The sequence below is a fragment of the Phenylobacterium sp. genome (genome assembly GCF_028290885.1).
Lineage (GTDB): Bacteria > Pseudomonadota > Alphaproteobacteria > Caulobacterales > Caulobacteraceae > Phenylobacterium.
The window spans coordinates 1-12,259 of the sequence record NZ_JAQGIZ010000253.1; the positions used below are offsets into that span (position 1 = coordinate 1).

9 protein-coding genes and 1 pseudogene are annotated in these 12,259 nt (G+C 69.0%); 4 read left to right on the plus strand and 6 right to left on the minus strand.

The features are described 5' to 3' along the window. A partial coding sequence (locus tag JWP28_RS17090; RefSeq protein ID WP_299544796.1) for a DNA gyrase subunit B occupies positions 1–2,137 on the plus strand: 2,137 nt, incomplete at its 5' end. Positions 2,138–2,368: 231 nt separating this feature from the next. Then, entirely contained in the window at positions 2,369–4,573 is a 2,205-nt protein-coding gene (locus JWP28_RS17095; protein ID WP_299544797.1) for a TonB-dependent receptor, read from the plus strand. A 154-nt stretch (positions 4,574–4,727) separates the two neighbouring features. Here JWP28_RS17095 and JWP28_RS17100 read toward each other — a convergent pair whose 3' ends face one another. The 5 genes and pseudogenes from JWP28_RS17100 to JWP28_RS17120 form a co-directional block, all read right to left on the minus strand. Next, the gene (locus tag JWP28_RS17100) at positions 4,728–5,114 is read right to left on the minus strand and encodes an endonuclease domain-containing protein (RefSeq protein ID WP_299544807.1); all 387 of its coding nucleotides are present in this window, start codon (positions 5,112–5,114) and stop codon (positions 4,728–4,730) included. Beyond that, positions 5,100–6,926 (minus strand): annotated as a pseudogene (gene recQ / locus JWP28_RS17105) (DNA helicase RecQ); the annotation flags it as partial. The pseudogene recQ and the gene JWP28_RS17100, both read right to left, overlap by 15 nt. Positions 6,927–7,411: 485 nt before the next feature. Further along, positions 7,412–8,446, minus strand: coding sequence for a TauD/TfdA family dioxygenase (locus JWP28_RS17110; RefSeq protein WP_299544798.1), 1,035 nt, complete (start codon positions 8,444–8,446; stop codon positions 7,412–7,414). A gap of 4 nt (positions 8,447–8,450) precedes the next feature. Then, positions 8,451–8,816: a VOC family protein gene (locus JWP28_RS17115; protein WP_299544799.1), complete on the minus strand. Its 366-nt coding sequence runs from the start codon at positions 8,814–8,816 to the stop codon at positions 8,451–8,453. 13 nt (positions 8,817–8,829) lie between these two features. Then, on the minus strand, positions 8,830–10,590 hold the full coding sequence (locus tag JWP28_RS17120) for an amidohydrolase family protein (protein WP_299544800.1): 1,761 nt from the start codon (positions 10,588–10,590) through the stop codon (positions 8,830–8,832). Positions 10,591–10,791: 201 nt separating this feature from the next. Between JWP28_RS17120 and JWP28_RS17125 the strand changes: the two genes are divergently transcribed. Continuing rightward, entirely contained in the window at positions 10,792–10,923 is a 132-nt protein-coding gene (locus JWP28_RS17125) for a hypothetical protein (RefSeq protein ID WP_299544801.1), read from the plus strand. 67 nt (positions 10,924–10,990) lie between these two features. Here the strand turns inward: JWP28_RS17125 and JWP28_RS17130 are convergent, their stop codons facing one another. Continuing rightward, positions 10,991–11,416, minus strand: a complete 426-nt coding sequence (locus tag JWP28_RS17130) for a hypothetical protein (RefSeq protein ID WP_299544803.1) — start codon at positions 11,414–11,416, stop codon at positions 10,991–10,993. A 46-nt stretch (positions 11,417–11,462) separates the two neighbouring features. Between JWP28_RS17130 and dcm the strand changes: the two genes are divergently transcribed. Further along, positions 11,463–12,259: DNA (cytosine-5-)-methyltransferase (dcm, locus tag JWP28_RS17135; protein WP_299544805.1), on the plus strand; the 797-nt coding region annotated here is incomplete at its 3' end.

Sequence of the window (12,259 nt, forward strand, 5' to 3'; positions counted from 1 at the left end):
GGGCATCTCGGCGGCCGAGGTCATCATGACCCAGCTGCACGCCGGCGGGACATTCGACCAGAACTCCTACAAGGTCTCCGGCGGCCTGCACGGCGTCGGCGTCTCGGTGGTCAACGCGCTGTCCGAATATCTGAAGCTGAAGATCTATCGCGGCGGCAAGTCCTACGAGATGGAGTTCCGCCACGGCGACTCCGTTGCGCCGCTGACGGAGAGCGGCGTCGCGCCGCTGCGCGAGAACGGCGAGTTCCTGTCCGGCACCGAGGTGACCTTCCTGCCCTCGCTGCAGACCTTCGCCTTCATCGACTTCGACCGGCATACGCTGGAGCACCGCCTGCGCGAGCTGGCCTTCCTGAATTCCGGGGTGACTATCTGGCTGAAGGACCTGCGGGGCGCCGAGCCCTTCGAGGAGGTCATGCACTACGAGGGCGGCGTCGAGGCCTTTGTACGCCACCTGGATAAGGCCAAGACTCCACTGCTCAAGGCCCCCATCGTGATCCGCGGCAAGCGCGAGAACGTGGAGATCGACCTCTCGCTGTGGTGGAACGACGGCTACCACGAGAACGTGCTCTGCTTCACCAACAACATCCCGCAGCGTGACGGCGGCACTCACCTGGCGGCCTTCCGTTCGGCCCTGACGCGGATCATCACCGGCTATGCCGAGAGTTCCGGCGCGGCCAAGCGGGAGAGGGTCTCCGTCGGCGGCGAGGACGCCCGCGAGGGCCTGACCTGCGTGCTCTCGGTCAAGGTGCCGGACCCGAAGTTCTCCTCCCAGACCAAGGACAAGCTCGTGTCGTCCGAGGTGCGCCCGGCCGTCGAGGGCCTGGTGCAGGAAGGCCTGGGCTCCTGGTTCGAGGAGCATCCCAACGAAGCGCGCCTGATCGTGCAGAAGATCGCCGAGGCCGCCGCCGCCCGCGAGGCCGCCCGCAAGGCGCGCGAGCTCACCCGGCGGAAGTCCGCACTGGATATCTCGTCCCTGCCCGGCAAGCTCGCCGACTGCGCGGAGAAGGACCCGGCCAAGTCGGAGATCTTCATCGTCGAGGGGGATTCCGCCGGCGGGTCGGCCAAGCAGGCCCGCAACCGCGACAATCAGGCGATCCTGCCGCTCAGGGGCAAGATCCTGAACGTCGAACGCGCCCGGTTCGACAAGATGCTGGGCTCCGAGCAGATCGGCACCCTGATCACCGCCCTGGGCGCCGGCATCGGCAGCGAAGACTTCGATATCGAGAAGATCCGCTACCACAAGATCGTGCTGATGACCGACGCCGACGTCGACGGCGCCCACATCCGCACCCTGCTGCTGACCTTCTTCTACCGGCAGATGAAGGAGGTGATCGACCGCGGTTACCTCTATATCGCCCAGCCGCCGCTCTATAAGGCGTCCAAGGGCAAGTCGGTCCGCTACCTGAAGGACGACGCCGAGCTGGAGATCTACCTGATCGACGAGGGCGTCGACGGGGCCACCCTGGACCTCTCCAACGGCGAGCGGATCACCGGCGCCGACCTGCTGGCCATGGTCCAGACGGCCCGCGGCGCCAAGGCCAACGTCGAGCGGCTCGCCGCCCGGGCTCCGGCCTTCGCCATCGAGCAGGCGGCGCTGGCCGGCCTGCTGGCGGAGGGCGGCGACCCGGCCAAGGCGGCCGCACGGCTCGACCTCTACGCCGAGGAAGGCGACGGCGCCTGGACGGGCGCGCCGGGCGAGGCGAACAGCTACGTCTTCTCCCGCGTCAAGCGCGGCGTTTCCGAACGCATCGTGCTCGACGAGCTCCTGCTGCACGCCGCCGACGCGCGGCGCCTGGCGGAGCGGTCGAAGGAGCTGGCGGAGATCTTCGCCGGCCGCGCGACCTTCACCCGCAAGGAGCGGCCGACCGTGGTCCGCGGGCCGATCGACCTGGTCAACGCGGTGATGGACAACGGTCGCCGCGGCCTCGCCATCCAGCGCTACAAGGGCCTCGGCGAGATGAACGCCGACCAGCTCTGGGAGACCACGCTGGACGCCAACGCCCGCACCCTGCTGCAGGTCAAGGTCACCCACGCCGACGACGCCGACGGCATGTTCACCCGCTTGATGGGCGACCTCGTCGAACCCCGCCGCGAGTTCATCCAGGAAAACGCCCTGGACGCTGAAGTGGACGTCTAGGCCAATCCTCCCCCGCGTGCTGCGGTGCAGAAATGCAGCAGCGGCGCGAAAAAACGCGGCTGCGGGGGCGCCGAGGGCCTGATCGCGCGACTTTTGCGTCCGGTCCGTGACTGCACGGTGTAGTTTCCGTGACGCCGGAGGCCAGGGCTGGCTGCGGCGACATCGATGCAGACATGGGGGCTTGAGGCGATGATTGCGTTGAACTCGCGGCGCGTGGCGCTGGCGCGGAGCGTGGCTGTGGCCGCAGTGGTCCTGGGCGCGGGCCTAACCCGTCCGGCGCTGGCGGCGGAGACCAACGCCACGGTGCTTGGGGAGGTCATCGTCACCGCCCAGAAGCGGTCGGAGAACATCAACGACGTTCCCGAATCGCTGACCGCGATCAGCGGCGCCAAGCTGGACGTGATCCGCTCGTCGGGCGGCGACATCCGGGTGCTCTCGGCGCGGGTGCCGAGCCTGGTCCTGGAATCGAGCTTCGGGCGGACCTTTCCGCGTCCCTACATCCGCGGCCTCGGCAACACCGATTTCGACCTCAACGCCTCGCAGCCGGTATCCTTCGTCTATGACGACGTGGTCCTGGAAAACCCGATCCTGAAGGGCGTGCCGCTGTTCGACATCGACCAGGTCGAGGTGCTGCGTGGACCGCAGGGGACGCTCTTCGGGCGCAACACGCCGGCCGGCGTCCTGAAGTTCGATTCCGTCAAGCCGAGCCAGACCTTCGGCGGCTACGCCGAGGCGTCCTACGGGACCTACGGCACGACCAATCTGGAAGGCGCGGTCGGCGGCCCGATCATGGCCGACGTGCTGTCGGGCCGGTTCTCGGCGCTCTATCAGCACCGCGACAACTGGATCGACAACCTCTTCACCCATCAGAACAACGCCACCGGCGGCTATGACGAATATGCGCTGCGCGGCCAGCTGCTGTTCACGCCGACGCCGCAGTTCAATGCGCTCGCCAACGTCCACTATTTCCACCTGGACGGCTCGCCGCAGATCTTCCGCGCCAACATCATCCAGAAGGGGACGAACGATTTCGTCCCCGGTTTCGACGTCGAAAAGATCGCCCAGGACGCCCAGCCCCGCTCCTTCCAGAAGGTCGAGGAGGTCGGCGCCAGCCTGAAGATGAACTACGACTTCGGCGGGCCCGTGCTCACGTCCGTCACCGGCTTCGAGCACGTGAAGGTGCTCTCGCACGGCGATATCGACGGCGGCTTCGGCGCGGTGTTCGCGCCGCCGTCCGGGCCGGGCCTCATCCCGTTCCCCTCGGAAAGCGCCGACGGCATGCCCTACCACGCCCAGTGGTCGGAGGAGCTGCGGCTGGCCGGCAAGCGGGACGCGCTCAGCTACACGGTCGGCGCCTTCTACTTCTTCGAAGACGTGAAGATCGACAGCTTCGACTACAACACCCTGGCCGGGGGCGCGCAGGACGGCTTCGCCTACCAGCACCAGAAGACCACCTCCTGGGCGCTGTTCGGCAATGCCGACTACAAGCTGACGCCGCAGTGGACGGTCGGCGGCGGCCTTCGCTACTCGAACGACAAGAAGGACTTCCTGGCGCAGCGGCTGGTCTCGCCGTTCGGCGCCCCGCCGACCCCGGTCGAGCGCGCCAACCCGAGCAGCGACGACGTCAGCTTCAACGTCAACGCCACTTACGCCCTCAACGACGACGTGAACCTCTATGCGCGGATAGCCAAGGGCTACCGCGCGCCGTCGATCCAGGGCCGGCTGCTGTTCGGCGACACCATCTCGGTCGCTACCACCGAGACGCTGATGTCCTATGAGACCGGCTTCAAGGCCGACCTCTTCGACAAGCGGGCCCGCATCGACGCCGACATCTTCTATTACAGGGTCAGCGACATGCAGCTGACGGCCGTCGGCGGCGGGGCGAACTTCAACCAGCTGATCAACGCCAAGCACGCCGAGGGCTACGGCTTCGAGTTCGACGGCGAGGCCGAGCCGATCGACCACCTGATCCTGACCGCGGGTCTGTCTTACAATCACACCGAGATCGACGACCCGAACCTGGCGACCCAGCCCTGCGGCGGCGGCTGCACGGTGCTCAACCCCCCCGGCGTCTTGCCGGGCACGGTGAACATCAACGGCAACGACCTGCCCAACGCCCCGCGCTGGATCGCCAACGTCACGGCCAGCTACAGCATCCCCTACGGCGACGGCGAGTTCTTCGCCTTCACCGACTGGGCCTACCGCTCTTCAGTCGACTTCTTCCTCTACCGTTCGACGGAATTCACCGGTCAGTACCTGCTGGAAGGGGGCCTGCGGCTCGGCTACCGCGCGGCCGCCGGCAAGTGGGAAGTGGCGGTCTTCGGGCGCAACATCACCAACCGCATCCAGCTCGAGGGCGGGATCGACTTCGACAACCTGACCGGCTTCGTGAACGACCCCCGCACGTTCGGCGTCGAGGTGAAGACCAAGTTCTAAGGGGCGCCGACCTGCCTTCCCCCGGTACGGGGGAAATGTCGGCAATGGCGAAGCCGGCCGACAATGGGGGAAGTGTTCTTAGTCGCTCCACTTCCCCCATCGACCCGCGACGCAAGAGCGTCTTGGGCCACTTCCCCCGTACCGGGGGAAGGCTCTAGCGATTCAGCTCGTCGAGGATGGTGAGCACGACGCCGTTCAATTCACGGAATACGTCGTCGGCCGAAATGCGCATCACGCGCACACCCTGTTGTTTCAGGAAGGCGTCTCGGCGGACGTCGCGCTGAGGGTTGTCGCCCGTGCTGTGAGCTTCGCCATCCACCTCGATCGCCAGGCGTTTCGCCGGACAGTAGAAGTCGAGAATGTAGGGCGCGAATGGGTGCTGTCGCCGGAATTTGAAGCCGTCGAGCTTGTGTCCTTTGAGCTGTTCCCAGAGCAGCCGCTCGGGCGGCGTCATGTCTCGACGTAGCTCCTGGGCGCGCTCCACGAGCAAGGCCGGGCGCCCCGGTTCCTCCCCGTCGAACCCGCCCACCACCTCGAGCACGGCGGCGCCGTAGCGGGCGAGCTTGCCTTCGCCGACGCCGTTGATGCGTTCGAGGGCGGCGCGGCTGCCGGGCTTCACCGTGGCGATCTCGGCGAGCGTGCGGTCGTGGAAGATCACATAGGGCGGCACGTGCTGGCTCTTGGCCTCGCCGGACCGCCAGGCGCGCAGCGCCTCGAACAGCGGCTGGTCGGCCGGCGACAGCGCCAGGGTCTCGCGTCCTTTGCGGGCCTTCCGGGCCTTGGCCGGGGCCTCGGCGCGGGTCTGGATCGTCACCCGCCGCTCCCCGCGGAACACCGCGCGCACGGCGTCCGCGTCGCCGACGCCCACCAGCGGGCGGCCGTCGTTGGGGTCCTCCCGCAGCAGGCCCTCGAACAGCAGCTGCTCGACCAGTTCGCGCCACGCCTGCGCCGACAGCTCCTGGCCGATCCCCCAGGTGGACAGCGAGGCCTCGTGGTCGCTGACGTCCTTGGTCTTGCCGAGCAGGTGGTCGACCAGCCGCCCGCGCCCGAATCGGCCCGCCAGGCGGTGCGCGGCCGACAGCGCCTTCTGGGCGGCTTCCGTGGCGTCGCTGGTCTCGATCCGCCCGGTGCAAACGTCGCATTGCCCGCAGGCCTCAACGCCGGCCTCGCCGAAGTAGCGGCGCACGGTGGCCGCGCGGCAGCCGGTCCCGTCCAGCATGGCGTAGAGCTGGCGGACCTTGCCCACCTGTACCTGCTTGACCGCGCCGTCCATCTCCCGCTCGCCGATGCGCCGCAGCGCCCAGCTCATGTCGGCCGCCCCATAGAGGGTGATGCCCTCGGCCAGGTCGCCGTCACGGCCGGCGCGGCCGATCTCCTGCCAGTAGGCCTCGATGGAAGCCGGCGGATCGGCGTGGATCACGAAGCGGACGTCGGGCTTATCGACCCCCATCCCGAAGGCGATGGTCGCCACCATCACCGCCGCGTCGGCCTGCAGGAACTGCTCCAGCCGCTCGGTACGCAGCTGCCGCTCGAGGCCCGCGTGGTAGGCCAGCGCCGGTACGCCCGCGTCGCGTAGCGCCTGGGCGAGCTTCTCCGTCCCGTCGCGCGAGCCGGCGTAGACCACGCCCGAGCGGTCGGGCCGGGCGGTCACCAGTTCCACCACCCGCTTGTGCGCCGCGCCGCGCTTGCGCTCGGCCGACAGCACCAGCTCGGGCCGGGCGAAGCTGGCGACGAACTCCGGCGAGTCCTCCAGCCGCAGCTCCGCGCGGATGTCCTCGCGGGTCCGGGCGTCGGCGGTGGCGGTCACCGCCAGCCGCGGGACCCCGGGGAACAGGTCGGCGAGCCGGCCCAGCATCCGGTACTCCGGCCGGAAGTCGTGGCCCCACTGGCTGACGCAGTGGGCCTCGTCGATGGCGATCAGCGCCAGGGGGATGCGCGACAGTCGCTCCAACATCCAGGGCTGCATCAGCCCTTCCGGCGACGTGTAGAGGATGTCGAGTTCGCCGGCCTCGATCCGCCGCCAGGTCTCGGCCTTCTCGCTGGGGTCGATGTTGGAATCGAGCCGCGCGGCCGCCACGCCGGACTGCTGCAAGCCCGCCACCTGGTCGGTCATCAGCGCGATCAGCGGCGAGACCACCAGCCCCAGGCCGGGCCGGATCAGGCTCGGGATCTGGTAGCAGAGGCTCTTGCCGCCGCCGGTCGGCAGCACCGCCATGGCGCTATTGCCCGCCAGCACCTCGGCGATCACATCGCCCTGCATCCCCCGGAACTCGGCGTGGCCGAAGGTCCGCCGCAGGATCGCGCGGGCTTCGGCGAGGGGGTCGGCTTCGGCTTCAGCGACGGCGGATTGCATCGAGCGGTTATGGGGTGGAATCAGCCCTGGCGCCATGCGTCCTTCTCCCCTTGTGGGAGAAGGTGGCCTGCGAAGCAGGTCGGATGAGGGGTCGCTCAGGCCAAGGCTTCAGCCTGAGCCAGCAGCTCCCTCAACTTTGCCAGGTCAGCTCCCGGAGGACCCGCCATAGCAGCGTGCGGACGAATTCGGTCCAGCTCTGGATTCGTGATCGGCACGCATTCGAATTCGTCCCAATCCCATTCGCCTCCGGTCCCATCGAGGAAATCACGTAGGAACCCAGCAACCTCGGCGGGCGAGCGATCAAACGTCCTTTTTCCTGGCAGGAGTTGCGCAATCAAAGCTACGGGCACAAGAATCGGCGCGAGGAGTACGGCGCGCCATCCTGCGATCACCGGATACCTGCTGCGCCGCACGTCGACCCCTCATCCGTCAGCCTTCGGCTGCCACCTTCTCCCACAAGGGGAGAAGGATCGCCGAGCGTTTTCCTAAGCGTCCATCCGGCTGATGCTGGCCTTCCTGGCCCAGTGCGAACCCATGCGGTTGGTGAAATGCGCCGGCCGGTCGGCCACCACTTCGGTCTCCAGCCACAGTCGCTTGAGGTGTCGCACCTTGCCCGCTGCGCGGTCGTCCACGTAGGGGCTGCGGCCGTGCAGCACGTGGTAGTTGTTGATGAACTGCATGTCGCCGGGCTGGAAGTCCATGATCACCGAATAGGCGCCACCCTCGGCCTGGTCCTGCATCCAGGTGAGCGCCTCGATGGCCGTGTCGGTCAGGCGCGGGGCGTCGGGGTGGCGTTGCGAGGCCAGGATGTAGGGGCGGATCAGGCGGATGAAGAGCCGGTCGCCATGGCGGGTGAAGACCGGCATCAGGTACCAGCCGGGCTTCCCGGGCGCCTGCTCGCCGCGGTAGTCGAAGGGCTGCGGCTTGTAGAGCTCGGCCGCCAGGTCCGGTCGCTCGCGCACCAGGCGGTTATGCAACGCAACGGAGTTGCAGACCGCCGAGAGCCCGCCCGAGACGCCGGTCTGCAGGCACATCAGGCCCACCAGGTCCGAGCCGTCACAGTGGAAGCCGAGCCCCACCAGGCCGATCTCGTTGCCGCGCGAGGTCGGGTCGCCCGGCGCCTTGCCGTGGTCGGTGACGTCGCCCAGCAGGTGGCCCTTGGCGTTCTGCGGCCAGGGCCGGCCGAGGTGCGCGCCGATCCCCCAATAGGCCATGCTCATCTCGTCGTTCGACCAGCGTTCGCGCGGCAGGCCGCGGATCAGGACGAAGCCGCGTCCGTCCATCAGCTCGCGCTCGATCGCCTTCAGGCGGGGAGCCAGCGTCGGAAGCGGGAACTCCGCCTTGCCGATCTGCAGGAAGTCGTCGGAGAGGCCGAACGCGTGCGCCACCGCCGTTTCCAGCTCGTCGAGCTCGGTCGCCGAGAGATGCTCCGTCCACTGCGTGGGATCGGCCACGTCCCGGGCGGTCCATTCGCAGGCGGTTTCCAGCACCTTTGGCGCGAAGGGGGCGATATCGTTCATGGCGCTAGCCCTTTTCCCGCATCGTCACCTCGTCCCACAGCCGCAGGCGATAACCGGTGGGGTCGAGGAGCTCGGCGCCGTAACCCCAGTAAACCTTCTGCGGCGGGTGCTCGAAGGCGACGCCGCGGGAGACCAGCTCGCGATGCGTCGCCTCCACGTCGGCCACCTGCACCGTGAACGACAGGCCCGGCGCGGCGACCGGCGGGGCGCTTTCATGCATGAAGATCGTCAGGTCCGCGTCGTCGCGCAGGCCCACCACGCGCTCGTCCGGGAACTCCACCTCGACTTCGAAGTCGAGCATGTCGCGATACCAGTTGCGCGACTCCTGCCCATCGCGGACCGGCAGTTCGATATGGTCGAGGCGCGACATGGCGATCCGTCTCCTATTCCGCGGCCATCGCCGCCGGCTGGCCTTGAGCCCCGCGCAGCAGGCGGCCGGGCAGGGCGTCGGTGGGCTCGCCGTCGCGGTAGGTGACCTGGCCGGCCACGATGGTGGCCACATAGCCGTCCGCGCGCTGGATCAGCCTGCGCCCGCCGGCCGGCAGGTCGTGGGCGACCTCCGGGTTCCTCAGGCGCAGGCGCCCGTAGTCGATGACGTTGAGGTCGGCGCGGTAGCCGGGTTGGACCAGCCCACGGTCGAAAAGCCCAACGGTCTCGGCGGTGTCGCGGCACTGGGCCTTGACCATGTGCTCGAGGGAGAGCTTCGGCCCGCGCGTGCGGTCGCGTGTCCAGTGGACGATGTTGGTGGTCGGGAAGCTGCCGTCGCAGATCATGCCCACGTGCGCGCCGCCGTCGGAAAGCCCGGGCACGACACAATCGTGCTGTAGCATCCGATAGGCCGGGTCGAGGGTGTTCTGGGCGTAGTTGAGCATCGGCAGGTAGAGCATGCCGCGGCCGCCACCCTGGCCCCCGTCCAGCATCTGGTCGAGCGCCACCGCGTACGGATCGAGGCCGCGGACCTCGGCGATCGCGGCGAGGGAGTGGTCGGGCGTCGGCTCGTAGTCCGGCTCCTCGCCCATGGGATAGATGCGGTCCCAGGCGCGGGCCGGCGACAGGCCGGGCGCGCGCGCGGACTCAGCTTCCTCGCCGAGCAGCCGGGCGCGGAACTCCGGATCGCGCAGCCGGGCCACGCGGTCGGCCAGCGGCAGCTCCTTGATGGCGCGATAGCTCGGGTGCGAACTGAACGGGTTCACGGTCAGCTCCAGGCCGAACAGCACGCCTACCGGCCGGGTCGCCACCTGGGCGCGGATCTGCAGGCCGGCGGCCTTGGCCTCCGACATCCAGTCCAGCATGAGGCGCCACTGCTCGGGATCGCGCGGGCTCTGCAGCAGGGAGAAGGACAGCGGCCGGCCGGACCTCTCGACGATCCGCCGCAGCATGGCGAACTCCTCGGCGGGATCGTTGAAGTCGGAGACCACCTGCAGTACGCCCTTGCCGGCCCCATGCCCCGCGGAGGCCATGCCCATGGCGATGCCCGTCAGTTCGTCCTCGCCCGCGGTCAGGGTGGCGATGGGGGAGCCGTCGGAAGACCGGTGGTTGAGGGTGCGCGAGGTGCCGAAGCCGAGGGCGCCGGCCTCCATCGACCGTTTGGCGATCGCGGCCATGGCGTTGATGTCAGCCTCGGTCGCCGGCTCGCGGTTCACGCCCCGCTCGCCCATGACAAAGACCCTGAGCGCCGCGTGGGGCAATTGGCTGCCGATATCGACGTCGAAACGCCGCCTGGCCAAGGCTTCCAGATAGTCCGGATAGCTCTCCCAGTTCCACGGCAAGCCTTCGGTCAGGACGGGGAAGGGGATGTCCTCCACGCCTTCCATCAGCCGGATCAGCCGGTCGTGGTCCGCGGCCTTGCAGGGCGCGAAGCCCACGCCGCAGTTGCCCATCACCACGGTGGTCACTCCGTGCCAGGACGAGGGCTGCATGCGCTCGTCCCAGGTGGCCTGGCCGTCGTAATGGGTGTGGATGTCGACGAAGCCCGGCGTCACCACCTGGCCGCGGGCGTCGATCTCCTCCGCGCCCGAGCCGGCGATCCTGCCCACCGCGGCGATGGCTCCGTCCTTGACCGCCACATCGGCCTCGAAGGGCCGTGCGCCCGTACCGTCGACAACGCTGCCACCCCGGATCACCAGGTCGTAGGCCTTTTCCATCGTGGCTCCCTTGGGCCGGCGCAGCGTTCGCTGTCTGTCGGGGCATTTTGCCGCCCGCCGGCCGGGTTCGGTCAAGCGCGTTCGCGAACGGGCCGAGGGGGCTGGTCGGCGCTTACGAAGGATTCAGCACCTTTGTTCCCGGTGAATTAAGGTCAACAAGCTAGACCGTGGGCCCGCGTGAGATCGGTTGAGGGACCCATCGTGACGCTGAAAGCAACCTTGGCCGCGGCCGTCGCGGCGCTGTTGGCCATGAGCGCATGGCTGTTGGCCGCCCATGTCGGCCGGGCCGAGCCCAAGTCGCAGATCGACCAGATCGAGGTCGGGCGAAGCTAGTGTCCCGATTCCGCAGTTCGCCGGCGTCGCGGCCGGCTTTGGGCGACCTGCGGAATCGATGAGGACGCTAGCGCTTGGCCGCGGCCGCGCGCGGCGCGACCGGCGGGCCCGCGCAGCCGGTCAGCGGGCTCGAGTCCGGCAGCACCACCTCGGCCGAGAAGCTGTATTTGACGTCGCCGACGCCCTCCGAGCAGGGGCTCGCGAAGAGGCTGACCTTCATCGCGCGCCCATCCGGCAAAGCCGCCGTCCAGGACGCCTGGCTGGGCTGGATCACCGCCCCTGGCGCTGTGGCGACCAGGTCCGGCTGGTTCGGCCGGGTGAGCGTCAATTGCACCCCGCGGATCTTCAGGCCCCAGGACGGATCGGTTCCCCGAGCGTCTATCGGCTGGCTGAAGTTCATCGCCACGTCCGGCGCCGGGCCGGGGTTGCGCGGTTCCTCGGACTTCCCGCAGGCGGCGAGCGCGAGGACTGCGAATAGGATCAACCGGCGCATGCATGCATCCTTGGGGATTGAGCGACGCAGGGTAGTCTCAAACGCGATGAATCGGGCGCCTTTCTCCTTCTATGAGTTCTTCGCCGGGGGCGGCATGGCGCGGCTGGGTCTCGGCGAGGGCTGGGACTGCGCCTTCGCCAACGACTTCGATCCGGTGAAGGCCACGACCTACCGGGCCAACTTCCCCGACGCCGCGGCGCATTTCCGCGAAGGCGACGTCTGGAAGCTTTCGGCCGACGACCTGCCGGGATGCGCGGACCTCGCCTGGGCCTCGAGCCCTTGCCAGGACTTCAGCTTGGCCGGCGCGCGGGCGGGGCTGGCGGGCGGCCGCTCCTCGGCCTTCTTCGGCTTCTGGCGGCTGATCGAGGGTCTGGCCGCCGAGGGCCGCGCGCCGCGGACGATCGTCGTCGAGAACGTCGGCGGCCTGCTCACCTCGCATGGCGGGCGGGACTTCACGGCCTTGGCGCAGGCGCTGGCGGCGCAGGGCTACGGCTTCGGCGCCCTGGAGATCGACGCCGCGGCCTTCCTGCCGCAGTCGCGTCCCAGGGTCTTCGTGATCGCCACGCGCGCGCCGCCGCCCGCGGGCCTGGTGGGGCCGAGCCCCTTCCACAGCCGCGCTGTGCAGGTCGCCGCAGCCGGGTTGCCGGCGGAACTCGCGGCGCACTGGATCTGGTGGCGCGCGCGGGCGCCCTTGCCCCGCAACACCGACCTCGCCGCTCTGCTGGAGCCGGACGACGCCGTCGCCTGGCACGGCCCTGAGCGGACGGCCCGCTGGCTGGAGCTGATGGCGCCTCTGCACCGCGCCCGGCTGGAGGCGGTCCGCGCTTGCGGCGGGCGGGCGGT

Bases quoted from the DNA above. Each gene is read 5' to 3' on its own strand.
- JWP28_RS17110 (WP_299544798.1), bottom strand. From the start codon at position 8,446: ATGAACGATATCGCCCCCTTCGCGCCAAAGGTGCTGGAAACCGCCTGC.
- JWP28_RS17115 (WP_299544799.1), bottom strand. From the start codon at position 8,816: ATGTCGCGCCTCGACCATATCGAACTGCCGGTCCGCGATGGGCAGGAG.
- JWP28_RS17130 (WP_299544803.1), bottom strand. From the start codon at position 11,416: ATGCGCCGGTTGATCCTATTCGCAGTCCTCGCGCTCGCCGCCTGCGGG.
- JWP28_RS17120 (WP_299544800.1), bottom strand. From the start codon at position 10,590: ATGGAAAAGGCCTACGACCTGGTGATCCGGGGTGGCAGCGTTGTCGAC.